Annotated in this window: 26 protein-coding genes and 3 tRNA genes; 7 read left to right on the forward strand and 22 right to left on the reverse strand. The window is 66.6% G+C overall.

Annotated elements, in window-relative coordinates; translation table 11 throughout:
- From N7640_RS19035 to N7640_RS19050, 4 genes are all read right to left on the reverse strand, one after another.
- A partial coding sequence (locus tag N7640_RS19035) for a hypothetical protein (protein ID WP_279906221.1) occupies positions 1 to 211 on the reverse strand: 211 nt, incomplete at its 3' end.
- A 90-nt stretch (positions 212 to 301) separates the two neighbouring features.
- Complete coding sequence (locus N7640_RS19040; RefSeq protein ID WP_279904160.1) at positions 302 to 997, reverse strand: energy-coupling factor ABC transporter permease; 696 nt, start codon at positions 995 to 997, stop codon at positions 302 to 304.
- Positions 994 to 1470, reverse strand: coding sequence for an FAD/FMN-containing dehydrogenase (locus N7640_RS19045; RefSeq protein ID WP_279904161.1), 477 nt, complete (start codon positions 1468 to 1470; stop codon positions 994 to 996). The genes N7640_RS19040 and N7640_RS19045 overlap by 4 nt, the downstream gene beginning before the upstream one ends.
- A gap of 5 nt (positions 1471 to 1475) precedes the next feature.
- Entirely contained in the window at positions 1476 to 1892 is a 417-nt protein-coding gene (locus tag N7640_RS19050) for a GNAT family N-acetyltransferase (RefSeq protein ID WP_279904162.1), read from the reverse strand.
- 71 nt (positions 1893 to 1963) lie between these two features.
- On the opposite strand from N7640_RS19050, the gene N7640_RS19055 reads away from it, so the two are divergent.
- The 3 genes from N7640_RS19055 to N7640_RS19065 all read left to right on the forward strand — a co-directional run bounded on the left by N7640_RS19055 (position 1964) and on the right by N7640_RS19065 (position 4198).
- On the forward strand, positions 1964 to 2590 hold the full coding sequence (locus N7640_RS19055) for a DUF1780 domain-containing protein (RefSeq protein ID WP_279904163.1): 627 nt from the start codon (positions 1964 to 1966) through the stop codon (positions 2588 to 2590).
- 75 nt (positions 2591 to 2665) lie between these two features.
- Positions 2666 to 2839, forward strand: a complete 174-nt coding sequence (locus N7640_RS19060; RefSeq protein WP_220811573.1) for a DUF3094 domain-containing protein — start codon at positions 2666 to 2668, stop codon at positions 2837 to 2839.
- Positions 2840 to 2899: 60 nt separating this feature from the next.
- Positions 2900 to 4198 (forward strand): NAD(P)/FAD-dependent oxidoreductase, encoded by a 1299-nt coding sequence (locus tag N7640_RS19065; protein ID WP_279904164.1) that lies wholly within the window; start codon positions 2900 to 2902, stop codon positions 4196 to 4198.
- A 79-nt stretch (positions 4199 to 4277) separates the two neighbouring features.
- Here N7640_RS19065 and N7640_RS19070 read toward each other — a convergent pair.
- From N7640_RS19070 to N7640_RS19080, 3 genes are all read right to left on the reverse strand, one after another.
- Positions 4278 to 4353: transfer RNA gene (locus N7640_RS19070), tRNA-Lys, on the reverse strand.
- Between the two features lie 5 nt (positions 4354 to 4358).
- A tRNA-Pro gene (locus N7640_RS19075) sits at positions 4359 to 4435 on the reverse strand.
- Between the two features lie 9 nt (positions 4436 to 4444).
- Positions 4445 to 4520: transfer RNA gene (locus N7640_RS19080), tRNA-Asn, on the reverse strand.
- Positions 4521 to 4722: 202 nt separating this feature from the next.
- Between N7640_RS19080 and N7640_RS19085 the strand changes: the two genes are divergently transcribed.
- Together N7640_RS19085 and N7640_RS19090 are read left to right on the forward strand one after the other, a co-directional pair.
- Positions 4723 to 7020 (forward strand): DUF1631 domain-containing protein, encoded by a 2298-nt coding sequence (locus N7640_RS19085; RefSeq protein ID WP_279904165.1) that lies wholly within the window; start codon positions 4723 to 4725, stop codon positions 7018 to 7020.
- Positions 7021 to 7359, forward strand: a complete 339-nt coding sequence (locus N7640_RS19090; RefSeq protein ID WP_279904166.1) for a PilZ domain-containing protein — start codon at positions 7021 to 7023, stop codon at positions 7357 to 7359.
- A 61-nt stretch (positions 7360 to 7420) separates the two neighbouring features.
- Here N7640_RS19090 and N7640_RS19095 read toward each other — a convergent pair whose 3' ends face one another.
- From N7640_RS19095 to N7640_RS19150, 12 genes are all read right to left on the reverse strand, one after another.
- Positions 7421 to 8716, reverse strand: coding sequence for an adenylosuccinate synthase (locus N7640_RS19095; RefSeq protein WP_279904167.1), 1296 nt, complete (start codon positions 8714 to 8716; stop codon positions 7421 to 7423).
- A gap of 52 nt (positions 8717 to 8768) precedes the next feature.
- Positions 8769 to 9956, reverse strand: a complete 1188-nt coding sequence (locus N7640_RS19100) for an ATP phosphoribosyltransferase regulatory subunit (RefSeq protein WP_279904168.1) — start codon at positions 9954 to 9956, stop codon at positions 8769 to 8771.
- 34 nt (positions 9957 to 9990) lie between these two features.
- The gene (locus N7640_RS19105) at positions 9991 to 10176 is read right to left on the reverse strand and encodes a DUF2065 domain-containing protein (protein ID WP_279904169.1); all 186 of its coding nucleotides are present in this window, start codon (positions 10174 to 10176) and stop codon (positions 9991 to 9993) included.
- 110 nt (positions 10177 to 10286) lie between these two features.
- A complete protein-coding gene (gene hflC / locus N7640_RS19110; protein ID WP_220811559.1) occupies positions 10287 to 11156 on the reverse strand; it encodes a protease modulator HflC in 870 nt (289 codons plus the stop codon).
- Entirely contained in the window at positions 11156 to 12304 is a 1149-nt protein-coding gene (gene hflK, locus N7640_RS19115; RefSeq protein ID WP_279904170.1) for an FtsH protease activity modulator HflK, read from the reverse strand. Before hflK ends, hflC begins: the two co-directional genes overlap by 1 nt.
- A 96-nt stretch (positions 12305 to 12400) precedes the next feature.
- Positions 12401 to 13702, reverse strand: a complete 1302-nt coding sequence (gene hflX, locus N7640_RS19120; protein ID WP_220811555.1) for a ribosome rescue GTPase HflX — start codon at positions 13700 to 13702, stop codon at positions 12401 to 12403.
- Between the two features lie 12 nt (positions 13703 to 13714).
- Positions 13715 to 13969 (reverse strand): RNA chaperone Hfq, encoded by a 255-nt coding sequence (gene hfq / locus N7640_RS19125; RefSeq protein WP_220811553.1) that lies wholly within the window; start codon positions 13967 to 13969, stop codon positions 13715 to 13717.
- A gap of 104 nt (positions 13970 to 14073) precedes the next feature.
- Positions 14074 to 15045, reverse strand: coding sequence for a tRNA (adenosine(37)-N6)-dimethylallyltransferase MiaA (gene miaA / locus N7640_RS19130; protein ID WP_279904171.1), 972 nt, complete (start codon positions 15043 to 15045; stop codon positions 14074 to 14076).
- A 174-nt stretch (positions 15046 to 15219) separates the two neighbouring features.
- Positions 15220 to 17097, reverse strand: a complete 1878-nt coding sequence (gene mutL, locus N7640_RS19135; protein ID WP_279904172.1) for a DNA mismatch repair endonuclease MutL — start codon at positions 17095 to 17097, stop codon at positions 15220 to 15222.
- Positions 17094 to 18539: an N-acetylmuramoyl-L-alanine amidase gene (locus N7640_RS19140; RefSeq protein WP_279904173.1), complete on the reverse strand. Its 1446-nt coding sequence runs from the start codon at positions 18537 to 18539 to the stop codon at positions 17094 to 17096. Before N7640_RS19140 ends, mutL begins: the two co-directional genes overlap by 4 nt.
- A gap of 16 nt (positions 18540 to 18555) precedes the next feature.
- The gene (gene tsaE, locus N7640_RS19145; RefSeq protein WP_279904269.1) at positions 18556 to 18972 is read right to left on the reverse strand and encodes a tRNA (adenosine(37)-N6)-threonylcarbamoyltransferase complex ATPase subunit type 1 TsaE; all 417 of its coding nucleotides are present in this window, start codon (positions 18970 to 18972) and stop codon (positions 18556 to 18558) included.
- Between the two features lie 41 nt (positions 18973 to 19013).
- The gene (locus N7640_RS19150; protein WP_279904174.1) at positions 19014 to 20507 is read right to left on the reverse strand and encodes an NAD(P)H-hydrate dehydratase; all 1494 of its coding nucleotides are present in this window, start codon (positions 20505 to 20507) and stop codon (positions 19014 to 19016) included.
- A gap of 64 nt (positions 20508 to 20571) precedes the next feature.
- Between N7640_RS19150 and queG the strand changes: the two genes are divergently transcribed.
- Positions 20572 to 21645, forward strand: coding sequence for a tRNA epoxyqueuosine(34) reductase QueG (gene queG / locus N7640_RS19155; RefSeq protein ID WP_279904175.1), 1074 nt, complete (start codon positions 20572 to 20574; stop codon positions 21643 to 21645).
- 114 nt (positions 21646 to 21759) lie between these two features.
- Here the strand turns inward: queG and orn are convergent, their stop codons facing one another.
- Both orn and N7640_RS19165 read right to left on the reverse strand, forming a co-directional pair.
- Positions 21760 to 22305, reverse strand: coding sequence for an oligoribonuclease (gene orn, locus N7640_RS19160; protein ID WP_279904176.1), 546 nt, complete (start codon positions 22303 to 22305; stop codon positions 21760 to 21762).
- Between the two features lie 37 nt (positions 22306 to 22342).
- Complete coding sequence (locus tag N7640_RS19165; protein WP_279904177.1) at positions 22343 to 23113, reverse strand: class I SAM-dependent methyltransferase; 771 nt, start codon at positions 23111 to 23113, stop codon at positions 22343 to 22345.
- An 87-nt stretch (positions 23114 to 23200) separates the two neighbouring features.
- Between N7640_RS19165 and rsgA the strand changes: the two genes are divergently transcribed.
- On the forward strand, positions 23201 to 24232 hold the full coding sequence (rsgA, locus tag N7640_RS19170; protein ID WP_220811538.1) for a small ribosomal subunit biogenesis GTPase RsgA: 1032 nt from the start codon (positions 23201 to 23203) through the stop codon (positions 24230 to 24232).
- A gap of 45 nt (positions 24233 to 24277) precedes the next feature.
- Here rsgA and motB read toward each other — a convergent pair whose 3' ends face one another.
- Entirely contained in the window at positions 24278 to 25294 is a 1017-nt protein-coding gene (motB, locus tag N7640_RS19175; protein WP_279904178.1) for a flagellar motor protein MotB, read from the reverse strand.
- Positions 25295 to 25301 lie beyond the last annotated feature (7 nt).

The raw sequence follows: 25301 nt of genomic DNA on the forward strand, positions 1-25301 counted from the left end.
GCCGCATGAAGGCGTAGTCACGGTCCGGGTCGAGGTTGTCGGCCAGGAATTCCAGTTCCTGCGCCAGATCCGCCAGATCACGCCCCTGGCGATTCAGCTCCACCGCCTCGCTGAGCAGTGCCCGCAGACTCATCAGTGGGTCGAACCCTCGCTCCCGCGCACTCGCCAAGCTGCTCTCGAGTTCCTGCCGCGCCCATAGATGCACACTCATGTCCAAGACCTCCGTGGTTTTCCCCAGCATGGATTTCGGAGCGCCGCGAATCTTGACCCAGATCAGCAGCCCAGACGGGATAAGCCGCGCTTATGGGCGCCGATCCGTGTCGCTGTCCTTCCAGGGGGCCGACAGGTAGCGGGTGCGGTTGAAGGTTTCCAGCCAGTCCGGATAGAAGACCACCAGGCCGGTGACCAGCATGCCGTTGATGAAGGCCTCGGGAAACATTACCAGCCACAGGTAGCCGATGAAGTCTTCCAGCCAGGGTGGCATGACGTAGAGGCCGTCGTGCCAGAGCAGCACCAGCCCCCCGAGCAGACAGGCCAGCGCGGTCAGCGCCGCCGGAAAGAAGCCGCAGCAGAAGATGTAGACGAACAGGTTGCGCGGCTGGCGGCGCTCGACCTGTACGGAGAAGAACTCGGTGATGGCCACCGGGATCGCCACCAGCAGCAGGCCGTTGACGCCGAGGGCGGCCAGGTCCAGGCGGCCGAAGGCGAGCAGGCCGAGCTGGGCGGCGAAGCCGCCGAGAAGCGCCAGGGGCCAGTCCAGCAGCAGGGTCACGGCCGTCATGCCGATGAAATGGAAGGACAGGCCCGAGGCGAAATCCCGCCGCACCAGCCATAGCAGGAACAGCGCCAGTACCGTGCCGAACAGCAGATGCTGGCGGCGCTGGTCGCTGAACACCTCGACCCAGGGTGTGCGCCACACGGCCCACGACAGCACGGCGGCATAGAGCAGCCAACCCAGCCATTGGCTGAGCGGCTGCAGCAGTTCGGCGGCGATCAACGCTCCAGACCCTTCAAGGCCGCCCGCAGCTCACCGGCCTGGGCGAAGCGGCGCTCCTCCACCAACCTGCCGGCATCCAGTTGCAGCCAGAGCAGCTCGGCCTTTTCTCCCGGATAACGGGACGCGACGCGCCCCGTGCGATCGAGCATGACCCGATAGCCGTAGTCGCGCATCGCCGGCACGGCGAACAGGCTGGCGATAGGCGTCGGCATGGCACTGATGTCGGCGAGGAACACCACCCGGTGCCGCTCCAGGTATTCCGGCCCCAGTTCGCTCAAGGCCTCCCGCAACAGATCGGCGGCTTCCATGCCGCGGGCCACCAGCAGTACTTGCAGATCGTCGTCGAGGGTGTAGGCGCGATCATGCTGGTCCAGCAGCGTCCAGGGCGCCAGGCGTTCTCCCGGCTCCAGCGCCACGGCGGCGGCCATCCATCCGCACAGCAGGGGCAGCAGCCACCAACGCAGTCGCTTCATGCTCATCAACTCCTCGTGGAAAACACTTCGATGTCCTCGCGCTCGCCCCAGCCCGGCCGGCTGCGCCAGAAGGCCAGCGCCTCGGGGGCATCACCGAGCACAAAGACATGGGACTTGCTCACGCCGAGTTCGGCCAGCCGCGCCAACGCCTCATCCAACAGAGCACCCGCCAGCCCCTGGCCACGCCAGGAAGACTCGACCACCAGATGCTGCAGGTAGCCGCGCCGCCCGTCGTGTCCGACCAGCAAGCTGGCGACGACCACTCCATCGCTCTCGACCAGCAGGCTCAACCCGGGGTTCCGCGCCAGGTAGCGACAGAAGGGCTCGTACTCGTCCTCGGCACGCAAGCGGATGCCCGGCGTTCGACGCCACAGGTCGAGCAGCCGCGGATGATCTGAAGAGAGAATGGCGCGTATCTGCATGAGGCTTCTCGTGTGTGCCAGCACAGTTTACACCGGCCAATCCGCCACGACGTTTACGCTATGCTGCGGCCATGGATGACTCCGATTACCTGCGCCTGCTGACCCGCCAGGCCGAGCAAGCCAACGACTTCCTCTCCAACGCCCGCAAATGGGAGCGCGAGCGCTGGGTCTGCCAGCGCCTGCTGACCGCTCTCAACGTGCGCCACCGCCAGGAGGAGTTCGCCGCCGGGCAGGAGCCGCCGGACGTGCTGTTCCGCGACGCCGGCTTCGAGGTGTTCTTCGTCCTCGACAAGGGCCGCCGCCTCAACGACGAATGGAAGGAAGAACTGCAACGACGGCGCAGCGCCCTCTCGCTCAGCCAGCTGCTGCGCCGCGAGCCGCGCCCACGGCGGATACCGGCCGTGGAGTTGCAGGCTCGTCTGGGCCCGACCTTGCGCAAGAAGGCGCACAACTACGCCGAGCGCGGGCTGGATCTGGGCGAACTGGACCTGCTCGCCTACGTCAGCCTCAAGCGCGAGATCCTCGACCTCAACAGCCCCTTTCCGCCGCCGAGCGAATACCTGCGCCAGGGCTGGCGCTCTCTCTCGCTGGTCGGGCCCAACTACGCTCGGGTGCTGTTCGCCCATCGCGACGCGCCGGACTTCCTGCGCCACAACCTCGGCCGCACCGTCCTGTTCGACGTGGGCATCGGCCTGTGACCGGGCGCCCTGGCGGCGATGTTCGTCGAGCGCCAATTACGTCTAGAATGCAGACATTCCTTCGAGAGGACCGCCATGTCCAGCCGTCTCAGCCCCGAAGACCAGCAGCGCGTCGAGCAGTATCTCAGCGCTCCGCAGCACCAGGTGGAGCGCCAGCCGTTCCGCCCCTGGCGCCTCCTGCTGGTGGTCATCGCCGTGACGATCGGCCTCGGCCTTCTCTCCCGCCTACTCGCCGGACTGGTGCTATGAGCCGCCTCGCGCTCGCCCAGCCGGGCCTACCGATTTCCTCAAGCCTTGTGAGATATCCCCATGAACCATCGCATCGTGATCGTCGGCGGCGGCGCCGGCGGCCTGGAGCTCGCTACCCGTCTGGGTAGGACCCTGGGCAAGCGCAGACAGGCCAGCGTCGTGCTGGTCGACGCCACCCTCACCCACATCTGGAAACCGCTGCTGCACGAAGTCGCCGCCGGCTCACTGAACTCCTCCGAGGACGAGCTGAACTACGTGGCCCAAGGCAAATGGAACCACTTCGAGTTCCAGCTCGGCCGCATGAGCGGCCTGGATCGCGCTCGCAAGGTGATCCGCCTGGCCGCTACCCTCGACGAGGACGGCGGCGAACTGCTTCCAGAGCGCGAACTGGCCTACGACAGCCTGGTGATCGCCGTCGGCAGCACCACCAACGACTTCGGCACGCCGGGCGCGGCCGAGCACTGCATCTTCCTCGACACCCGCGAGCAGGCCGAACGCTTCCACCGGCAGATGCTCAGCCACTACCTGCGCGCCCATGCTGGCAAGAGCGACGACAGCCGCATCAGCGTGGCCATCGTCGGCGCCGGCGCCACCGGCGTGGAGCTGGCCGCCGAGCTGCACCACGCGGCCCACGAACTCGCCGCCTACGGCCTGGACCGCATCCAGCCGCAGAACATGCGCATCACCCTGATCGAGGCCGGCCCGCGCGTCCTGCCAGCGCTGCCGGAGCGCATCAGCGGCCCGGTGCACAAGACCCTGGAGAAACTGGGCGTCACCGTGCTCACCAGCACGGCGGTGAGCCAGGTCAATGGCGACGCGCTGATCACGGCCCAGGGCATGGAAATCCCGGCGAGCCTGAAGGTGTGGGCCGCCGGCATCCGCGCCCCCGCCTTCCTCGGCGGGCTGGACGGCCTGGAAAGCAACCGCATCAACCAGCTGCTGGTGCGCCCGACCCTGCAGACCACCCTGGACGACAACATATTCGCCTTCGGCGACTGCGCAGCCTGCCCGCTCGGCGACGGCAGCGAACGCACCGTGCCCCCGCGCGCACAGGCAGCCCACCAGCAGGCTTCGTTGCTGGCCAAGTCGCTCAGGCTGCGCATGAACGGCCAGGCCCTGCCGGAATTCCGCTACCGCGACTACGGCTCGCTGATCTCGCTGTCGCGATTCTCGGCGGTAGGCAACCTGATGGGCAATCTCATGGGCAGCGTGAAGCTGGAAGGCTGGCTGGCGCGGATGTTCTACGTCTCGCTGTACCGCATGCACCAGATGGCGCTGTACGGCGTGCTGCGCACCGCCCTGATGATGCTCGGCGACCGGATCGGCCGCAGCACCGAGCCGCGCCTGAAACTGCACTGAGAAGACGAGGGGGCGGTCCGCCGCCCCTTTTCGGAGACAACAAAAAGCCCGCGCTTAGCGGGCTCTTCGTTCTTAACAATGGTGGGTCGTGTAGGATTCGAACCTACGACCAATTGGTTAAAAGCCAACTGCTCTACCGACTGAGCTAACGACCCGGAAATGGTCGGGGTAGGGGGATTCGAACTCCCGACATCTTGCTCCCAAAGCAAGCGCGCTACCGGACTGCGCTATACCCCGTTTGGAAGTTGGCTCCGCGACCTGGACTCGAACCAGGGACCCAATGATTAACAGTCATTTGCTCTACCGACTGAGCTATCGCGGAACTACGATCTTCCACTCCCTGCTACCGGACCGACTTGGCCGATTCCCGTATCAGAGGCGCGCCATTTTACGGGCGGAAGCGGCCATGTCAACCCTGGCGGCCAGTTATTTCATCACACCGTAATGGCCGATAAGCGGCTACTCTATTGCCAGCATGTTCCTAACCCGGCGAGACTTCCTTCCTGCCTCGCACAGGACACCGCATGAGCCCGCAGGACCTTCCACCCGCCCATACACCCGGCGTCGCCAACCGGGCAATCCAGCCCCGCTTCGGCGAGTTGGTGCAGGATTGCCGCAAGCTGGTGATGAACAACCTGGCCGAACACCTCGCCGAACTGTTCATACAAGCCGACGATACCCTCTTCGAGTGCGCGGAGAAGGCCGAGAACAACAAGGTCCAGAGCCTGTTCTTCGAGGCCATGCATGACCTGCGCAAGCTGCGTCCCCAGATAGAACGCAACTACCACCAGCACGTCGCCCGGAATTTCGCGGACTTCCTGGAAGGCAGGCTGCAGCCTTCGACCCAGGCAGAACCGGACTCACAGGACCTGGCCCTGGTGCAGAACGAGGAATACGAGGAAAGCCTGCAGGTGACCAACATGGTCAGCAAGGTCAAGGCGCGCAATACCAGCCAGCTGTTCGCCCTGGAGCAACGCCTGGCCCTGCTCAACAACGGCCAGAAGCTGGGCGAGGAAACCAACCCCTTCGGTCCCCAGGCGCTGGCCGACGCCTTCCACGACGCCCTGGCGCCCCATCCGCTGCCGCTACGCATCAAGGTCATCCTGTACATGCTGTTCGAGCGGCATGTGATGCAGGGTCTGGACACCCTGTACGAGATGCTCAACCAGCGCCTGATCAACGCAGGCATCCTGCCCAATCTCAAGTACAGCGCGCAGCGCTCGCCCGGCTCGGCCAGTCCGCCGAAGCGGGCTGCGGACAGCGGATCGACGCCCACCGCACCATCTGCCGAATCGGCAGCACCGGCCGACCTGAGCGCGCCGCCGCCCCAGGACCCGAGCCAGCTGTTCGGCGGCCTGACGGTCCTGCTAGGCGAGCGCCGCCAGCACGACCTGGACAGCCCCCTGCCCGGCGGTACCCGCAGCATCGCCAGCTTCGCGCCGCGCACGGCCACCAGCACCTACAGCGCCAGCGATCTGCTGGCCGCCCTGAACCGACTCCAGCAGCAGTCGGCCAGCACCCTGACCCAGCGCCTGCAGCAACCGCAGCCCGTGGAAGACATCAAGGTCAGTCTGCAGCAGCAACTGGAGACCTACAGCCAGTTGCCTGGCCAGCAGAAACTGGCGGATCAGGAAGCCGACGTGATCGACCTGGTCGGCATGCTGTTCGATTTCATCCTCGACGACGACAATCTGCCACACGCCTGCAAGACGGCGCTTTCCCACCTGCACACCCCGTATCTGAAAGTTGCCCTGCAGGACAAGGCGCTGTTCACCCATCACCACCATCCGGCCAGGCGCCTGCTCAACACCATGGCCCAGGCAGGCGTCCTTTATGGCGGCGAAGGCGACGAGCGTGGCCTGGTGGCGAAGATCTACTGGGTGGTGGAAGAGGTAGTCCACGGCTTCGCCAGCGACCTGCTGCTGTTCGACAAGCTGCTCGAGGAGTTCAACGAGTTCACCGCCACGCTTCAGCACAAGGTCGAACTGCGCGAGCGACGCGCCGTAGAAGCGGCGAAGGGCCGAGACCGGCTGCTCGGTGCACGACAACAAGCGGTGGCGGTGATCCAGGATGCATTGCGCGAACGCAGCCTCCCCGGCGTCATTCGCAACTTCCTCGAACTGACCTGGGCCGACGTGCTGGTCTTCATCCTGCTTCGCCACGGCGAGCACAGCGCCGAGTGGCAACGCGCGAGCGAAGTCGCAGAACAACTGGCCTGGAGCGGAACACCACTGGACGCGGATGGCCGCAACCGGCTCCAGGGCCTGCGCGTCGACCTTCTGGACGAATTGAGCAAGGGCCTGAAACTGCTCGGCGGCTACCACGAGGATGGCATCCGCCGCCTCCTGCAGGACATCGTGGCCTGCCAGTACGCGATTCAGGGTCAGCAGCCGCAGTTGGCGGCACAGCTCAAGACCCAGCTCCCGGAGAGTCCGCTGGGTGCCATGCTGGGTGAGGATGCCGCCCTGGCCGAGCCGGTCAGGGAGGAAGAGCCGCTGTCGCCGCGCGCCCAGAACCTGGTCAAGGAGTTGCAACAGGTCGAGTTCGGCACCTGGTTCGAATTCGTCCAGGGGCAGGAAACCATCACGCTCAAGCTGTCCTGGTTCAGCCCGACCACCCACAACTACATGTTCGTGGACCATGGCGGCCAGCGCGTGGCGGTCAAGCCCATACGCCAGCTGGCACGCGAGATGGAGCGGAACCTCGCCCGCATCGTCGCGCCAGAGCGCAGCAACCCCCTGGTGGACCGCGCGCTCGGCGCCATCTACCGGGTCCTGCAGCGTATCACCGGGCGCGCCAACCCAGCCCGACAAGGAGCCTGAATGGACGACCGCCGCCAGCACAGCCGCCACACGCCCCAACTGAACATCGAGGCTGTCGACCTGCACAGCGATCGCCGGCTGGGACAGGTCGTCGATCTGTCCGAGGACGGCTTCATGCTGGTCAGCGAGGCGCCGCCGGAGGCCGATTCGGTCTGGGAGTGCCGCCTGGTACTGGACCAGCCCCTGAACGGCATCAGCGAAGTCCGCCTCGGTGCGGACTGCCTGTGGAGCCGCTCCGGAGGGCCTGGCCACAATGGCTGGTGTGGCTTCCACATCATCGACCTGGCCGACGACCAGGCGGCCGCGCTGCAATTGCTACTACGCGAGATGCAGTCCTGAAGCGCTTTCCCGACGCTCACAAAAAAGGCCGCTGACAGCGGCCTTTTTCTTTACCTGAGTATCAGGCGAACGGGTGTCGCAGGACGATGGTCTCGTTGCGGTCCGGTCCGGTGGAGATGATGTCGATCGGCGCACCGACCAGCTCTTCGACGCGCTTGATGTAGGTGCGGGCGTTGGCAGGCAGCTCTTCCAGGCTCTTGGCGCCCAGGGTCGACTCGCTCCAGCCCGGCATTTCCTCGTATACCGGCTGCAGGCCGATATAGCTGTCGGCGTCGGTCGGCGCGTCCACCAGCAGGTTGCCCTGGGCATCCTTGTAGCCGGTGCAGATACGGATGGTTTCCAGGCCGTCGAGCACGTCCAGCTTGGTCAGGCACAGGCCGGAGATGCTGTTGATCTCGATGGCACGACGCAGGATCACCGCATCGAACCAACCGCAGCGACGGGCACGACCGGTGGTCGAGCCGAACTCGTGGCCACGCTTGGCCAGGAAGGCACCGGTCTCGTCGAACAGCTCGGTGGGGAACGGGCCGGAGCCGACACGGGTGGTGTAGGCCTTGGTGATGCCGAGGATGTAGTCGAGGTACAGCGGACCGAAGCCGGAGCCGGTGGCAGTGCCGCCGGCGGTGGTGTTGGAGCTGGTCACGTAGGGATAGGTGCCGTGGTCGATGTCCAGCAGCGAGCCCTGGGCGCCCTCGAACATGATGTCCTTGTCGGCGCGGCGCAGCTCGTGCAGATCGGCGGTGACGTCGGTCATCATCGGGCGCAGCTGCTCGGCATAGGCCATGCACTCGTCCAGGGTAGCCTGGAAGTCGACGGCCGGCTCCTTGTAGTAATTCACCAGAACGAAGTTGTGGTAGTCCAGCAGCTCGCCCAGCTTGGAGGCGAAGCGCTCGCGATGGAACAGGTCGCCGATGCGCAGGCCGCGACGCGCCACCTTGTCTTCGTAGGCCGGGCCGATGCCGCGGCCGGTGGTGCCGATCTTGGCATCGCCACGGGCCTTCTCGCGGGCCTGGTCGAGGGCCACGTGGTAGGACAGGATCAGTGGGCAGGACGGGCTGATGCGCAGGCGCTCGCGCACCGGCACACCCTTCTCTTCCAGCTTGGTGATCTCGCGCATCAGGGCGTCGGGGGCGACTACCACGCCGTTGCCGATCAGGCACTGCACACCTTCGCGCAGGATGCCGGACGGGATCAGGTGCAGCACGGTCTTCTCACCGTCGATGACCAGCGTGTGGCCGGCGTTGTGGCCACCCTGGTAGCGCACTACCGCAGCAGCCTGCTCGGTCAGCAGGTCGACGATCTTGCCCTTGCCCTCATCACCCCACTGGGTGCCCAGGACCACGACATTCTTACCCATAACACTTGCCCTCTTTGGAAGCTCGATGCCGACCTCGGCCGGCGGAAAACCATCAGGACGCCAGCGGCGTCACTTGCCAACGTCCGTCACATAGCTGCAGTTGGCGATCGCAACCCGCATCGATCGCCGCGTTCGTATCCTGCCCCGGCAACGCCTGGACCACCCGCAGCCCCTCGCTGCGCAGGCGCTGCACGGCCTGCCACAGGTAGAGATCGTGATGATCCGGAGCCCAGACCCCGGAATCCTTCTCCGCGACCTGCATGTCGCCCAGGGTGACCAGGGTCTTCAGGTCGGTGGAAAAGCCGGTGGCAGGGCGCGCACGGCCGAAATTGGCGCCGACATCATCGTAGCGGCCGCCTTGGGCAATGGACTGGCCGACGCCCGGCACGAAGGCGGCGAACACCACGCCGGTGTGATAGTGGTAGCCGCGCAGCTCGCCCAGATCGAAATACAGGGGCAATTCGGGGTAGCGCAGCTCCAGCTGGTCGGCGATGGCCACCAGTTGGTCCAGTGCGGCATGCACCTCCTCCGGCGCCTCGACCAGGGCCGCCTGGGCCAGGTCCAGCACCTCGCGGCCGCCGCACAGCTCGACCAGGGCGCGCAGCATGCTGGCCAGGTGCGGCTGCAGGGATTCGGTGAGTACGTCGACCTCGTCGATCGCCTTGCGCTGCAGGGCATCGAACAGACGCTGTTCCGCCTCGCCGGAAAGACCGGCGGCGCGGGCCAGCCCACGGTAGATGCCGACATGGCCGAGGTCCATGTGCACATCCGGTACGCGAGCCAGCTCCAGGGTGTCGAGCATCAGGCTGATGACTTCCACGTCACTGGCCGGACTGGCGTCGCCATAGAGTTCAGCGCCCAGCTGGATCGGGCTGCGCGAAGTGGCCAGCGCGCGCGGCTTGGCGTGCAGCACGCTGCCGGCGTAGCACAGGCGGCTGGGGCCTTCGCGACGCAGGGTATGGGCGTCCATCCGCGCCACCTGCGGCGTGATGTCGGCGCGAAAGCCCATCTGCCGGCCGGACAGCGGATCGGTCACCTTGAAGGTGCGCAGATCCAGATCCTGGCCGGCACCGGTGAGCAGGGATTCGAGGTATTCGATGTGCGGGGTGACGACGAACTCGTAGCCCCAGCGCTGGAACAGGTCCAGTACCTGGCGGCGTGCCGCCTCGATCCGGGCCGCTTCCGGCGGCAGTACTTCTTCGATGCCATCTGGCAGGAGCCAGCGGTCTACCGTTGCCATTTCGCCATTCCCCTCTCGGTACGGGCGGCAGCCTTCAATGAAGCAGATACAGGAGGGCGGTTCCCAGCAGCATGCTGGTCAGCCCCATGAGGCGCAGCCGACGGTCGGGCAATTGCGCCAATTGCGTGACCGCCCTGCGCCAGCGCTGCGGATAGAGGAAGGGCAGGATGCCTTCCAGCACCAACATCAGACAAAAGGCGATGCCAAGTTCCTGCCACATGATTCCCGCAGACGCAAAAAAGCCGGGCTTTTTCCCGGCTGACTCATGATAACACGTTTTCCCCGGAGGTCACCCCGACGGGCCGAACGGCCGCGCCGGGGCGAAGACACTCAGGGCTTGGGGTGCTGCAGATAGCGGAAGAACTCGCTATCCGGATCCAGCACCAGCACGTCTCCCTTGCTGGAGAAGCTCTCGCGGTAGGCGCCCAGACTGCGGTAGAACGCATAGAACTCGGCATCCTGGCCATAAGCCGCAGAGTAGATACCGGCCGACTTCGCGTCACCGTCACCGCGGATTTCCTCGGCCTCGCGATAGGCCTCGGCGAGGATCACACGCTTCTGACGATCGGCGTCGGCGCGAATACCTTCGGCCAGCTCGCGACCCTTGGCGCGGTGCTCGCGGGCCTCGCGCTCACGCTCCGAACTCATGCGGTCGAACACGCTGCGATAGACCTCTTTCGGCAGGTCGATGGCCTTGACCCGCACATCCACCACTTCGATGCCCAGCTCTTTCTGCGCCATGCCATTGAGCGACTTGGTGATGGCCGCCATCAGCGCATCGCGCTCGCCGGAGACCACTTCATGCAGGGTACGGGTACCGAACTGGTTGGCCAGGGCGGTGATCAGGCGCTGGGACAGGCGATCGTCGGCGATCTGGCGAATGCCAGAAGTCGCGGTGTAGTAGCGCTGGGCATCGGCGACACGCCATTTGGCGTAGGCGTCGACCATCACGGCTTTCTTCTCCAGCGTCAGGACGCGCTGGATCGGCGACTCCAGGGTCAGCAGACGGGCATCGAACTTGCGCACCTGGTTCATCACCGGCACCTTGACGTGCAACCCTGGCGGCACGTCGGCCACCTGGATCTTACCGAACTGCAGGAGCACGGCCTTTTCGGTCTGGTTGACGATATACAGGCTGTTCCAGGCCAGGATTGCGACTATCACCCCAGCGATCAGGGCAAACAGCGATTTGTTGCTCATCAGCGGCTCTCCCTCGTACGCAGATCGCCCCGCTCGACGTTATTGATGATGCGGGTGCCGGTCTCGCCGCTGGTGCTGCCCGGTGCGCTCTGAGCACCTACGCTGCCGCGGTTGTCGATCATCTTGTCCAGCGGCAGATAGAGCAGGTTGTTCTGCCCTTCCTTGCCGGTCACCAGCACCTTGCTGGTGTTGCTGAAGACCTGCTGTACGGTGTCCAGGTACAGGCGCTGCCGGGTCACTTCCGGCGCCTTGCGGTACTCGGCGACCAGCTTGGTGAAGCGATCCGCCTCACCCTGGGCACGGGCAACCACTTCGTCGCGGTAGCCGTTGGCGTCCTCGATGATGCGCTGAGCCTGACCACGCGCCTCGGGCACCACGCCATTGGCATAGGTCTCGGCCTGGTTCTTCTCGCGCTGCTCGTCTTCGCGGGCACGGATCACATCGTCGAAGGCATCCTTCACCTCGGCCGGGGCCGTGGCGCGCTGGATGTTGACCTGGGTAACGGTGATGCCGGTGCCGTAGGTGTCGAGGAAGTCCTGCAGGCGCTTGCTCACCTCCAAGCCCATCTGCTCGCGACCGAGAGTGATCACCTCGTCCATCGAGGTGGAACCGGCGACGTGGCGCAGGGCACTCTCGGTGGCGTGTTGCAGGCTGACCTCGGGCGCATCGACGTTGAGCACGAAGTCCTGGAGGTTGCTGATCTTGTACTGGACGGTCAGCGGCACCTCGACGATGTTCTCGTCCTCGGTGAGCATCTGGCCTTCCTTGGAGAAGGAACGCTCGCGGGTCACGTTCTCCTGGAACTTCCGGTCGATCGGCGGGAAGTAGATGTTCAGGCCCTGGCCGACCGTCTCGTGATACTTGCCGAGGCGCAGGATCACCGCCTGCTCCTGGGCATCCACGATATAGACCGCGTTCCACAGCCAGACCGCCAGCAGCAGGACGACGCCAATGCCGAGCAGGCCGAAACCGCCGCCGCCCTGACCATTACCGTCACGTTTCTTGCCGCCGCCGAAGATGCCGTTGAGGCTCTCCTGCAGCTTGCGGAAGGCTTCGTCGAGGTCAGGCGGCCCCTGGCGTCCACCGCCTTTGCGGCCGCCCCAGGGGTCCTGGTTGTTCGAGTTGCCACCCGGCTCGTTCCAAGCCATAGCGATCTCCATCTGATAAAGCTAAAGACGCGCCCGCGGCGCGCCGGCCCATGCTACCGAAGCCCCCGACCCGCCGCAAAAACGGCGGGCCGGGCTTTATTGCAAAGTGTGTTGCGCGAGAAAGTCCTGCGGCTGCAAGCCTTCACGACTAACCAGCCGATTGAGTTCGGCACGCGGCAGGCGGATGGCCAACAATGCGTCCCCCGCCTCGTCGTGAGCCTCGCTCTGCACGGCATTCAGTGCGAAGAACTGGGCACGCAGCCGGCCCAGGCGCTGCGGCAAGCGCAGCGTGCCGACGAACAGGTCTTCACCGAGCAATTCGGCGATCGCCTGGCGCAGCAGTTCGAGCCCCTTGCCATCGCGCGCCGATAGCCACACCCTCTCGGGTTTGCCATCACCATCGCGCTGGATCTGCGGCTCGACGCCCTCGACCAGATCGATCTTGTTGTATACCTCGAGCATCGGCAACTCATTGGCGCCGATCTCGCCTAGTACCGCCATGACCTGTTCGATCTGCTGGTCGCGCTCCGGCTCATGGGAGTCGATCACGTGCAGCAGCAGATCGGAGTTGCTCGACTCTTCCAGGGTCGCCCGGAATGCCTCCACCAGCTTGTGCGGCAGATGGCGGATGAAACCCACCGTATCGGCCAGCACCACCGGACCAAGGTCATCCAACTCCAGACGCCGCAGGGTCGGATCGAGAGTGGCGAATAGCTGGTCGGCCGCGTAGACCTCCGAGGTGGTCAGCGCATTGAACAGGGTGGACTTGCCGGCATTGGTGTAGCCGACCAGTGCAACGGAAGGGATATCCGCGCGACGGCGACCACGGCGAGCCTGCTCGCGCTGGCTGCGCACCTTCTCCAGCTTCTGCTTGATCTGGCGGATGCGCACCCGCAGCAGGCGACGGTCGGTTTCCAGCTGGGTTTCACCCGGGCCTCGCAGACCGATACCGCCCTTCTGCCGCTCGAGGTGGGTCCAGCCCCGCACCAGGCGGGTACTCATGTGATCCAGCTGGGCCAGTTCGACCTGCAGCTTGCCCTCGTGGGTACGGGCACGCTGGGCGAAGATGTCGAGAATCAACCCGGTGCGATCGAGCACACGACACTCGAAGGCGCGCTCGAGGTTGCGCTCCTGGCTGGGCGTGAGGGTGTGGTTGAAGATGACCAGCTCGGCCTCGGACTCCCTGACCAAGTCGCGGAGCTCCTCGACCTTGCCGCTGCCGATCAGGAACTTGGCGGTCGGCATGTGGCGCGACACGGTGACCAGAGCCACCATGTCGGCACCCGCCGACAATGCCAGGTCCTGAAACTCCTGCGGGTCTTCAGCCGCCTCGGGGTTGCTGCCTTCCAGATGGACAAGGATGGCCCGTTCACCACCACCGTGACGCTCGAAGAACAAGTCAGGCTCCCGTCAGGCGTTGCCCGGCTCGACCTGCTCGGCGTCGGCAGCGCTGGGCAATCTCACCGGCCGGCTCGGCACGACGGTGGAAATGGCATGCTTGTAGACCATCTGGCTGACAGTGTTTTTCAGCAAAATCACGAACTGGTCGAAGGACTCGATCTGGCCTTGCAGTTTGATGCCGTTCACCAGATAGATGGAAACAGGTACGCGTTCCTTACGCAGGGTATTCAGGTAAGGGTCTTGTAGCGAATGCCCTTTTGACATGTGCCGCACTCCTTAAGGGGTTCAAATGTAGTCAAGCAATATTAAGATGGCTTATGCCGTATTGGCCTCAAAGCCAAGGATAGACGGCGAATAGGCGGGTCTCATCACAATATGGAGACCGACCGAAGGTATTTCAAGGCACAAGAAAGATTGTCACTTGCAAGGCTGTCCAGCCAGTGCAGATCTTCCCAGCCGCGCAGCCAGGTGAACTGGCGCTTGGCCAACTGGCGCGTGGCGATAATCCCCCGCTCCGCCATTTCCTCCCGCCCCAGACGCCCGTCCAGGTAATCCCACACCTGGCGATAGCCCACGGCACGGATCGATGGCAGCCCCACATGCAGGTCGCCCCGCTGACGCAAGGCTTCGACCTCTTCGACAAAGCCCTGTTCCAGCATCATCAGGAATCGACGAGCGATCCGCTCGTGCAATACCTGCCGCTGCTCGGGAGCAATGGCGAACTGGACGGCAGTATAAGGCAATTGCCGCGTTCCAGGCGCCTCGGAGCCGCTATTTTGAGCGGTTTGGCGCCGACGGTGCTCGGTCATGCTGAGCCCACTGACGCGATAGACCTCCAGCGCCCTGGTGAGACGCTGCGGATCGTTGGGATGGATGCGCGCCGCCGATTCCGGATCAACCCGCGCCAGCTCCCGGTGCAGGACCTCCCAGCCCTCCGCCGCGGCCCAAGCCTCCAGCTTCGCGCGTACCGCGGGATCGGCGCCGGGCATGTCCGCCAGACCTTCCAGCAATGCCTTGTAATACAACATGGTGCCGCCGACCAGCAAGGGAATGCGGCCGCGCGCGGTGATGTCGACCATGGCCGCCAGGGCATCGGCGCGGAATTCCGCTGCCGAGTAGCTTTCCGCCGGGTCGAGGATGTCCACGAGACGATGCGGGTAGCGTGCCAGAGTGGCCTTGTCCGGCTTGGCCGTGCCGATGTCCATGCCCCGGTAGACCAGCGCCGAATCGACACTGATCAGCTCGCACGGCAGTGCGTCAGCCAGGGCCAGGGCCAGGTCCGTCTTGCCGGAAGCGGTGGGGCCCATCAGGAAGATGGCGGGAGGCAGGCGCTCGGTCATAACTCTGAAATCGCTCTCCAAGCGTCGCGAGTGCGGCTCAGGCAAGGCGCTACGCAGTAACAGCCTTCGGCTGGTCAAGATCGGTGAGGAAGCGCAGTCTACTCGCTGTAAATGAGCATTCCGAACCGATTTTTTAACGCGGCATGGGCAAACGCAGCAGCTTGTAGGGTGTTTTCAGCGGCCGCGCAGGAACAGCTTGTCCAGATCATCCATGCCGAGCTGGGTCCAGGTCGGCCGACCATGGTTGCACTGACCACTGCGCTCGGTGTGCTCCATGTCGCGCAGTAGGGCGTTCATCTCGGGCAGGGTCAGGCGCCGGTTGGCGCGCACCGCGCCGTGGCAGGCCATGGTCGCCAGCAGTTCGTTGAGATGGGCCTGGATGCGGTCGCTGGTGCCGTATTCCAGCAGGTCGGCGAGTACATCGCGCACCAGTTGGGTGGCCTCGGCCTGCTTGAGCAGCGCCGGAATCTGGCGGATCGCCAGGCTTTCCTCGCCCAGGCGCTGCAGCTCGAAGCCCAGGCGCTGGAACCACTGGCCGTGCTCCTCGGCACAATCGGCTTCGCGCTGGCTGAGGGCGATGGATTCGGGCACCAGCAGCGGCTGGCCGCGCAAGCCCTCGCTGGCCATGGCGGTCTTCAGCCGTTCATAGGTGATGCGCTCGTGGGCCGCGTGCATGTCCACCAGCACCAGGCCCAGGGCGTTCTCGGCGAGGATGTACACGCCCTTGAGCTGCGCCAGGGCGTAGCCCAGGGGCGGAATGTCGCCCTGGGTCTGCGGCAGGCCGACGGCGGCCGACGCCTCGGGCAGCGGCGCGAAGTATTCGCGATAGGCACCCTGCACCTCGGCCTGGGGCATGCCCGGCTGTGGACGGGGAGCCTGGTAGCCGGCGCCGGGTGAGCGCCATACGGAGGCCTCGGCGGGCCGCTCCAGCACGGTGGCAGCCAATCCGATCTCGCCTTGAGGACCGAATTCGCCGGCGGCGATGCCGGTCGGCCGGACGATCTGCTCTACGGCAGCCGGGGCGGCCAGCTGGTCTTCCGGCCGTACCTCGCCGAGCGCCCGATGCAGGGTGCCATAGAGGAAGTCGTGGACCATGCGACTGTCGCGGAAGCGCACCTCGTGCTTGGTCGGATGCACATTGACGTCCACCACGCCCGGATCGATTTCGAGGAACAGCACGAAGGTCGGGTGACGACCGTTGAACAGCACGTCGCGGTAGGCCTGGCGCACCGCGTGCGCCACCAGCTTGTCGCGCACCATGCGGCCGTTGACGTAGAAGTACTGCAGGTCGGCCTGGCTGCGCGAGAAGGTCGGCAACCCGACCCAGCCCCACAGGCGCAGGCCGCTGCGCTCGATCTCGATGGGCAGGGCCTGTTCGAGGAAGGCGGGGCCGCAGACGCTGGCCACGCGGCGGGCGCGACTGATCTCGTCCGGCGCCTCGTGCAGCGTGAATACCGTCTTGCCGTTGTGGCGCAGGTGGAAGGCCACGTCGAAACGGGCCAGGGCCAGGCGCCGGATGACTTCCTGCAGGTGATCGAATTCGGTCTTCTCGGCACGCAGGAACTTGCGCCGCGCCGGGGTATTGAAGAACAGGTCGCGCACTTCGACCGAGGTGCCGACCGGATGAGCGGCGGGCTGGACCCGCGCCTCCATGTCGCGCCCCTCGGTTTCCACCTGCCAGGCCTGCTCGGCATCGGCGGTGCGCGAAGTCATGGTCAGGCGCGCGACGGAGCTGATCGAGGCCAGCGCCTCGCCACGAAAGCCGAGGCTGGCCACCGCTTCCAGGTCTTCCAGTTCGCGGATCTTGCTGGTGGCGTGACGCGCCAGAGCCAGCGGCATGTCGTCCGCGGGGATGCCGCCACCGTCGTCGCGCACCCGCAACAACTTGATGCCACCCTGCTCGACCTCTACGTCGACGCGGCGGGCGCCGGCATCCAGACTGTTTTCCAGCAGCTCCTTGACCACCGAGGCCGGGCGCTCGACCACCTCGCCGGCGGCGATCTGGTTGGCCAGCCGCGGACTGAGCAGCTGAATGCGGCGCGGCTCGCTCATGGCTGGGCCGCCAGGGCGGTCGCCGGGATGTTCAGGGTCTGGCCGACCTTGATGGTGTCGCTCTTCAGCGAATTGGCGCTGCGCAGCGCCGCCAGGCTGACCTGATAGCGCTGGGCGATCAGCGCCAGGCTCTCGCCGGAGGTGACCACATGCTCACGGGGACCGACGGCGATCTTGCCCTGGTCACGGAGCATGGCGATGTAGGTGCCAGGCGGCGGGTTCTGGTGGAAGAACTGGCGCACACCGGCGGTGATCGAACGGGCCAGCGCCTGCTGGTGCCCCAGGGTCGCGAGCTTCTTCGCTTCGTTGGGATTGGAGATGAAGCCGGTCTCGACCAGGATCGAGGGGATGTCCGGCGACTTCAGCACCATGAAGCCGGCCTGCTCCACCCGGCGCTTGTGCAGCGGCGTGATGCTGCCCATGTTGCTCAGCACCTTCTGCCCGACGTTCAGGCTGGAAGACAGCGAAGCGGTCATCGACAGGTCGAGCAGCACGCCGGCGAGCATGCGGTCCTTGTCGTCCAGGCTGACGTTGCCGGCGCCACCGATCAGGTCGGACTGGTTCTCGGTGTCGGCCAGCCAGCGCGCCGTCTCGGAAGTGGCACCGCGTTCGGACAGTGCATAGACCGACGCGCCGAAGGCCGCGGCGCGCGGCGCGGCGTCGGCGTGGATGGAGACGAACAGGTCGGCGCCCTTCTTGCGGGCGATCTCGGTGCGCTTGCGCAGCGGGATGAAATAGTCGCCGGTGCGCACCAGCTCGCCGCGGAAGCCCTTCTCGGCGTTGATCTGGCGCTGCAGCTCACGGGCGATAGCCAAGGTCACGTTCTTCTCGAACACCTTACGGCCCGGGCCGAGGGCACCCGGGTCCTCGCCGCCGTGACCGGCGTCGATGGCGATGACGATGTCACGCTTGCCGCCCGGCACCGGCGGCAGCTTGGCAGGCGGTGTACCGGGCAGCGTCGCTTCCGGCGGCTTGACGGCCACGGTCGGCGTGTTGACCTGTGGCGCCTGGGGCACGCTGGGCGCGCCCGCATCCTGGTCGAACAGGTCAACCACCAGGCGGTGGCCGTACTGCTGGTTGGGCGCCAGGCTGAAGCTCTTCGGCGTGACGGTGGCGGACAGGTCGAGCACCAGGCGCAGGTCGGTCGGCGAGCGCTGCGCCGAACGGACGCCGGTGATCGGGGTGTTGCTCAGGGAAAGCTGGTCGAACTTGGTCGCCAGCTGGGCGCCGCTGACGTCGATGACGATGCGGTTGGGGGCCGCCAGGGTGAACACGCTGTGCTGCACCGGGCCGGACAGGTCGAAGACCAGGCGCGTGTTATCCGGGGCGCGCCACAGTCGCACACTGCGGATTTCCGTGGCGGCCAGCACGTCTACGGCCAGCGCGGCCAGCATGACTCCGATCCCGCCGAACAGCGCACGCATGCGCATAGCCTTCCCCATTTTTATATACAGACTCTTATAAGGCAGCACACCACGCTTCGGCCCTGGCGCTATGTGGCTGCAACTGCAGCGCGCGGCCGACTCCTTGCGGGCTAATGGTAATGTCCATGTCCGCCTTTGGCAAAACGCCGGCACCGCGCTGCGGCCACTCTATCAGGCACAGGGCGTCGCCCTCGAAATAGTCGCGGATGCCGAGAAACTCCAGCTCCTCCGGGTCGGCCAGGCGGTACAGGTCAAAGTGGAACACCCGTATATCCCCCAGCTCATAGGGCTCGACCAGGGTGAAGGTCGGGCTCTTCACCGCGCCGCCATGCCCCAGCCCGCGCAGGATGCCGCGCGACAGGGTGGTCTTGCCGGCACCCAGGTCGCCATGCAGATAGATCACGCCCCGACCACCGGTCGCGCGCGCGATGCGGGCACCCAGTTCGAGCATGGCGTCTTCGCCTTCGGCATGGAGAGTCAGTTCGGACGGGGTCACTTCAGGCACGGCGCATGCTCCTGCAGCAGCTGACGAATGGTCGGAATCAGATCGCTGGCCGCCAGGCCCCGCCCCTGCTCGCCGAGCCTCTGGCCGGCGCCGGCGTGCAGCCAGACACCCAGCGCGGCGGCCTCGAAGGCCTCCAGGCCCTGGGCGCGCAGCGCGCCGATCAGGCCGGCCAGCACGTCGCCGAGGCCGGCGGTGGCCATGGCCGGGTGGCCGAGGTCGCAGAGCAGCAGGCGGCCATCCGGCGCTGCCACCAGGCTGCCGGCGCCCTTCAGCACCACCGCCGCCTGGTACTGGCGTGCCAGGGCGAGGGCGGCGGCAGGACGATCGGCCTGGACCTCGGCGGTCGAGCAGCCAAGCAGACGCGCCGCCTCGCCGGGATGCGGGGTGATCACGCTGTCGGCCGGCAGCTCCAGGGCGCCGGCGGCCAGCAGGTTGAGCGCGTCGGCGTCCCACACCTGCGGTCGCCCGCTGGCCAGCGCCGCACTGAGCAGGCTGCGCCCCCAGGCCTGCTGGCCGAGGCCGGGGCCGACCACCAGCACGTCGGCGCGCTCGCACAGACCGAGCAGCTGGTAGGTGGATTCGGTGGGCTGGCACATCACTTCCGGCAGCCTCGCCAGGCTGGCCGGCAGGTGCTCGGGCCGGGTGGCCAGGGACACCAGGCCGGCGCCCGCGCGCAGCGCGCTCTCGGCGCTGAGCAGGGCGGCACCACCAAAACCACGGTCGCCGCCGATCACCAGCACATGACCGAACCGGCCCTTGTGCGCGGTCCGCGCACGCGGCGCCAGCACCGGCAGCGCGGCACCGGCCAGGCGCCGGGCGACGCTGGGATGCTCCGCAACCAAGTGTTGATCGGCCTGCAGGTCGTCGAACACCAGTTCGCCGACCCAGTCCGGCGCATCGCCGGTGAACAGGCAGATCTTCAGGCCGATGAAGGTGACGGTCAGGTCTGCGCCCACCGCCGCCTCCGCGACCCGCCCGGTGTCAGCGCAGAGCCCCGAGGGGATGTCCACCGCCAGCACCGGCAGGCCGGTGGCGTTGATCGCCTCGATCGCCGCACCATAGGGCGGACGCAGCTCGCCACGAAAGCCGGTGCCGAGCAGGGCGTCGACCAGCACGCCACGCAATTCCATGCCCTCGCGCCATGCCTCGATGCGGACGCCCGCGGCCAGCGCGACCGCATGGGCCGCGGCGGCATCGCCCGCCAGCCGCTCCGGCGCGCCGACGGCCAGCACCCGCACGACCCAGCCCGCCTTCTGCGCCAGCTCGGCGATCAGGTAGCCATCACCGGCGTTGTTGCCGGCCCCGGCCAGGACCGTGATCTCGCCGGCCCCGGACCAGCGCCGGCGCAATGCGCGCCAGGCGGCGTGGGCGGCACGCTGCATCAGCTCGAAGCCGGGAGTGCCGGCGGCGATCAGGCGCGCGTCCAGTTCGCGCACCTGGGCGGCGCTATATAGAGGAAGGGGCAGGTCGTTGCTTGGCATGGTTCGGCGATTCGGGCGAGGTCTGGCAGAATTATACCCATCTCCCCCGCCCCGCCGTCCCGCCATGCCCGACTCCGCTCTCGATCTTGCCCAGCTGGCCCGGTCCATCAAGGACTGGGGGCGCGAGCTTGGCTTCCAGCAGGTGGGCATCGCCGACGTGGAGCTGGGCGAGCACGAGGCGCACCTGCAGCGCTGGCTGGAGGCCGGCTATCAGGGCGAGATGGACTATATGGCCGCGCACGGCAGCAAACGTTCCCATCCCGACGAGCTGGTGCCCGGCACGCTGCGGGTGGTGTCCCTGCGCATGGACTACCTGCCCGGCGACACGCGGATGACCGAGCGTCTGGCCGAGCCGGAGCGCGCCTACGTCTCGCGCTACGCCCTCGGCCGCGACTATCACAAGCTGGTACGCAAGCGCCTGCAACAACTGGCCGAGCGCATCCAGGCGGCCGTCGGCCCGTTCGGCCACCGCGCCTTCGTCGACAGCGCGCCGGTGCTGGAAAAGGCCATCGCCGAGAAGGCCGGCCTCGGCTGGATCGGCAAGAACACCCTGGTGCTCAACCGCAAGGCCGGCAGCTGGTTCTTCCTCGGCGAGCTGTTCGTCGACCTGGCCCTGCCGGTGGACGCCCCTCACGGCAGCGAACACTGCGGACGCTGCAGCGCCTGCCTGGACGTCTGCCCGACCCAGGCCTTCGTCGGCCCCTATGTGCTCGATGCGCGACGGTGCATCTCGTACCTGACCATCGAGCTGAAGGGCCCGATTCCCGAGGAGCTGCGTGCACCGATCGGCAACCGGGTGTTCGGCTGCGACGACTGCCAGATCGTCTGCCCGTGGAACCGCTTCGCCCGCCCCACCGAGCAGGGCGACTTCCAGCCGCGCCACGGCCTGGACAGCGGCAACCTGGCCGAGCTGTTCCTGTGGAGCGAAGAGGAGTTCCTCAGCCGCACCGAAGGCTCGCCCCTGCGCCGCGCTGGCTACGAACGCTGGCTGCGCAACCTGGCCGTGGGACTGGGCAACGCGCCGTCGACCATTCCGGTGCTGGAAGCGCTGGAGGCGCGGCGCGAACACCCTTCGGAGCTGGTGCGCGAGCATGTGCGATGGGCGCTGGCGCGCCATCAGGAAAAAGCCCCGGGCTAGACGGTGATACCTGCCAGTTAAGCCTCAGGGGTATCACGTAGGGTGCGCCGTGCGCACCAGCACCATCAGTGCTGCCCCCGATGGTGCGCACGGCGCACCCTACGGGGCTATGCCTCACACTTTGAGGAAGTGCTGGCGGTAGTGCTTCAGCTCGGCGATGGACTCGCGGATGTCATCCAGCGCCTGGTGGGCGCCCTGCTTCTGGAAGGAGTCCTTGACCTGCGGCGCCCACATGCCGGCCAGAATCTTGAGGGTCGAGACGTCCAGGTAGCGGTAGTGGAAGTAGGCCTCCAGCGCCGGCATGTACTTGTACAGGAAGCGCCGGTCCTGGCCGATGCTGTTGCCGCAGATCGGCGACTTGCCCTTGGGCACCCATTGTTCGAGGAAGGCGATGGTCTGCGCCTCGGCCTCGGCCGGGCCGATCGTGCTCTCGCGCACGCGCCGGGTCAGGCCGCTCTCGCCATGGGTACGGGTGTTCCACTCGTCCATGCCGGCCAGCACCTCGTCGCTCTGGTGCACGGCGATCACCGGGCCTTCGGCCAGCACGTTCAGATCGCTGTCGGTGACGATGGTGGCGATCTCGATGATCACGTCCCGCTCCGGCTCCAGCCCGGTCATTTCCAGGTCGATCCAGATCAGGTTGTTGGGGTTCTGCGGCATGGCTTCGGCTCCTTTGGACAGACGCCAGTTTAGCCGCTCAGAGATGCCAGAGCAGCAGCCGCGAGTCGCGCCAGTCGTTCAGCTCGATCACTTCCCGGGCAGGCGCGCCCGGTATCTCGAAGGTGTTGCTGATCAGCAGGCTGCCAGGGCGCATCTCGCGTTGCACCTTGGCCCATAGCTCGGCCATCGGCGCCGGCGAGAGGAAGCAGTAGGCCACGTCGTGGCAGGACAGGTCCTCGCGCCACAGGCTGCGGTAGCGCACCGTGCAGTTGCGATACGGCAGGCAGCGCAGCCAGGCCAGGAGGAACACTAGCGGCGCCGTCTCGACGCCGACCAGACGCGCTTTCGGATAGTCCCGCGCCAGTTGCGCCAGGGTGCCGCCCAGGCCACAGCCCAGATCGACGAAGCGGAAGTCCTCCGGCAATGTCGCCAGGCGCCGGCTCAGGCGCTGGCGGGTGTCCGCGCCACTGAGGTAGAGCGGCACCCGCTCGCGGAAGCTGTTCCAGTTGATCAGTAGCAACAGCAGGAAGGCGGCGAGGAACCACCAGGCCGGCCACTCGCGGCTCTGCAGCGCCAGCAACCCCGGGACGAAGGCCAGGTTCAGCGGCAGCCACCAGCGGCGCAGCCCCAGCCAGTGGCCGAACGCCGCCGCCAGCGCGCCCTGGGCGACGGCCGCCTGCCACAGGGTGGGACGCCAGTCGCCGAGCCTGGCGGCGACCAGCAGTACGGCGGCCACGCCGGCGAGGGCGAGGCACTGGGCGATCAGGGCCAGCACGGCCGGGTAGCGAAGACGGAGGGTTTCGAGCATGGCGCCTGTTGTACCAGCAGGTCGCGGCCAGGACCAGCCGGCCCGCGTGCTAAACTCGCCGCCGTTTTCCCACCCTTCGGAACATTCATGGCCAAACGCCAACTGACCCGCCGCCAGAGCTGGCGCATCGAGAAAGTCCAGGAAGAGCGCGCCGCCCGGGCGGCCAAGCGCGAATCGCGCCTGCTCGAAGCGCTGGAAGGCAGCGACCTGGGCCCGGAACAGACGGGCCTGGTGATCGCCCACTTCGGTGTGCAGGTCGAGGTCGAGGCCCTGGAGGGCGAGCAGGCCGGCCAGGTGCAGCGCTGCCACCTGCGCGCCAACCTGCCGGCGCTGGTCACCGGCGACAAGGTGGTGTGGCGCCAGGGCAACCAGGGCCACGGCGTCATCGTCGCGCAACTGCCCCGATCATCGGAGCTGTGTCGCCCGGACATGCGCGGCCTGCTCAAGCCCGTGGCGGCCAACGTCGACCTGATCGTCATCGTCTTCGCCCCACTGCCGCATCCGCACGCCAACCTGATCGACCGCTACCTGATCGCCGCCGAGCACGCCGGCATCCGCCCGCTGCTGCTGCTGAACAAGGCTGACCTGAAAGACGAGGAAAACGCGGCGCACCTGGACGGCCTGCTGACCACTTACCGCCAGCTTGGCTACGAGCTGCTGGAAGTCTCGGCACGCCAGGGCGGCGGCATGGAGCAGCTGCAGGCGTGCCTGGATGGCCATGTCAGCGTCTTCGTCGGCCAGTCGGGCGTCGGCAAGTCGTCGCTGGTCAACAGCCTGCTGCCGGGCGTGGACACCCGGGTCGGCGAGTTGTCGGAGGTCACCGGCAAGGGCACCCACACCACCACCACGGCGCGGCTGTTCCACTTCCCCCGCGGCGGCGAGCTGATCGACTCGCCCGGCATCCGCGAGTTCGGCCTGGGGCATGTCAGCCGGGACGATGTGGAAGCCGGTTTCATCGAATTCCGCGACCTGCTCGGCACCTGTCGCTTCCGCGACTGCAAGCACGACCGCGAGCCGGGCTGCGCCCTGCTCCAGGCGCTGGAGGACGGCCGTATCCAGCCGCAGCGGATGGCCAGCTACCGACACATCCTGGCCAGCCTTCCGGAACCAGAATACTAGGCCGGCTCGGCACACACGAAGAGGCCGCGATCATCGCGGCCTCTTTCATTCCTGGGGCTGGTCGAACTTCAGCGCGCCTTCCTCGAAGATGTTCAGGCGCTGGCGCAGCTCGTCTACCTGAGCCGGCTCGCCCGACGCGCCTGCCGGTGCCGACGAGGCCTCGGAGGGCGCCGGCGGGTCGGCGTCGCCCTGCTCACCCTCGATGGCGCGCTGGGCCTTCTTGGTCAGGACGATGATGTCGATGCGGCGGTTGACCGGATTGAAAGGATCGTTGCGATCGAACAGCGCCGAAGAGGCATAACCCACAACCCGCGCCACGCGCTCGTCCGGGTAGCCGCCGGCGACCAGGGTACGCCGCGCCGCGTTTGCGCGGTTGGCCGACAGCTCCCAGTTGCCGAACTCGGCCTGCCCGGCAAAGGGCTTGGCGTCGGTGTGGCCGCTGACGCTGATCTTGTTCGGCACCGCCTTGATGGTCTCGGCGAGGATCAGCAGGATATCCTCGAAGTAGGGCTGCAGGCGCGCGCTGCCGATGGCGAACATGGGCCGGTTCTCGGCATCCATGATCTGGATGCGCAGCCCGTCCTGGGTGATCTCGAAGAGAATCTGGTCCTTGAACTTCTGCAGCTGCGGATTCTCGTCGACCTTGGTCTGCAGTTCCTGCAGCAGCAGCTCCAGGCGCTCGCGCTCGATCTGCTCGGCGAGCTGCTCCGCCTGGCTCTGGTCGACGCCGGCCTGGTCGTCCTGATTGTCGACGGCCGCCTCCTGGGAGTCCGGGGAGTCCTTCAGTTCGGGATTGAGGGTGCGGTCCGGCGCCGGCGTCGGCGTGCCGCCCAGGTCGATGACGTAGGGGCTGGCGCTCTCGGTGAAACCGATGGGGTCCTGGAAGTAGCCGGAGATCGCCTTCTTCTGCTCCGGCGTGGCCGAGGACATCAGCCACATCACCATGAAGAACGCCATCATGGCCGTGGCGAAGTCGGCGAAGGCGATCTTCCAGGCGCCACCGTGGTGGCCGCCGGCAACCTTCTTGACCCGCTTGACCAGTATCGGCTGGTTGTTCTCCATCGCTCAG

Origin of the sequence: Pseudomonas sp. GD04015 (assembly GCF_029837675.1) — a bacterium.
Taxonomy (GTDB): domain Bacteria; phylum Pseudomonadota; class Gammaproteobacteria; order Pseudomonadales; family Pseudomonadaceae; genus Aquipseudomonas; species Aquipseudomonas paralcaligenes.

Coding starts and splice junctions, on each gene's coding strand:
- queG (WP_279904175.1), top strand. CDS start 20,572: ATGCCCGACTCCGCTCTCGATCTTGCCCAGCTGGCCCGGTCCATCAAG.
- N7640_RS19150 (WP_279904174.1), bottom strand. CDS start 20,507: ATGCCAAGCAACGACCTGCCCCTTCCTCTATATAGCGCCGCCCAGGTG.
- N7640_RS19095 (WP_279904167.1), bottom strand. CDS start 8,716: ATGGGTAAGAATGTCGTGGTCCTGGGCACCCAGTGGGGTGATGAGGGC.
- N7640_RS19100 (WP_279904168.1), bottom strand. CDS start 9,956: ATGGCAACGGTAGACCGCTGGCTCCTGCCAGATGGCATCGAAGAAGTA.
- N7640_RS19060 (WP_220811573.1), top strand. CDS start 2,666: ATGTCCAGCCGTCTCAGCCCCGAAGACCAGCAGCGCGTCGAGCAGTAT.
- orn (WP_279904176.1), bottom strand. CDS start 22,305: ATGCCGCAGAACCCCAACAACCTGATCTGGATCGACCTGGAAATGACC.
- miaA (WP_279904171.1), bottom strand. CDS start 15,045: ATGACCGAGCGCCTGCCTCCCGCCATCTTCCTGATGGGCCCCACCGCT.
- hflK (WP_279904170.1), bottom strand. CDS start 12,304: ATGGCTTGGAACGAGCCGGGTGGCAACTCGAACAACCAGGACCCCTGG.
- N7640_RS19065 (WP_279904164.1), top strand. CDS start 2,900: ATGAACCATCGCATCGTGATCGTCGGCGGCGGCGCCGGCGGCCTGGAG.
- N7640_RS19105 (WP_279904169.1), bottom strand. CDS start 10,176: ATGTGGCAGGAACTTGGCATCGCCTTTTGTCTGATGTTGGTGCTGGAA.
- hfq (WP_220811553.1), bottom strand. CDS start 13,969: ATGTCAAAAGGGCATTCGCTACAAGACCCTTACCTGAATACCCTGCGT.
- N7640_RS19165 (WP_279904177.1), bottom strand. CDS start 23,113: ATGCTCGAAACCCTCCGTCTTCGCTACCCGGCCGTGCTGGCCCTGATC.
- N7640_RS19090 (WP_279904166.1), top strand. CDS start 7,021: ATGGACGACCGCCGCCAGCACAGCCGCCACACGCCCCAACTGAACATC.
- N7640_RS19085 (WP_279904165.1), top strand. CDS start 4,723: ATGAGCCCGCAGGACCTTCCACCCGCCCATACACCCGGCGTCGCCAAC.
- N7640_RS19055 (WP_279904163.1), top strand. CDS start 1,964: ATGGATGACTCCGATTACCTGCGCCTGCTGACCCGCCAGGCCGAGCAA.
- rsgA (WP_220811538.1), top strand. CDS start 23,201: ATGGCCAAACGCCAACTGACCCGCCGCCAGAGCTGGCGCATCGAGAAA.
- N7640_RS19045 (WP_279904161.1), bottom strand. CDS start 1,470: ATGAAGCGACTGCGTTGGTGGCTGCTGCCCCTGCTGTGCGGATGGATG.
- motB (WP_279904178.1), bottom strand. CDS start 25,294: ATGGAGAACAACCAGCCGATACTGGTCAAGCGGGTCAAGAAGGTTGCC.
- mutL (WP_279904172.1), bottom strand. CDS start 17,097: ATGAGCGAGCCGCGCCGCATTCAGCTGCTCAGTCCGCGGCTGGCCAAC.
- hflC (WP_220811559.1), bottom strand. CDS start 11,156: ATGAGCAACAAATCGCTGTTTGCCCTGATCGCTGGGGTGATAGTCGCA.
- N7640_RS19050 (WP_279904162.1), bottom strand. CDS start 1,892: ATGCAGATACGCGCCATTCTCTCTTCAGATCATCCGCGGCTGCTCGAC.
- N7640_RS19140 (WP_279904173.1), bottom strand. CDS start 18,539: ATGGGGAAGGCTATGCGCATGCGTGCGCTGTTCGGCGGGATCGGAGTC.
- tsaE (WP_279904269.1), bottom strand. CDS start 18,972: ATGCTCGAACTGGGTGCCCGCATCGCGCGCGCGACCGGTGGTCGGGGC.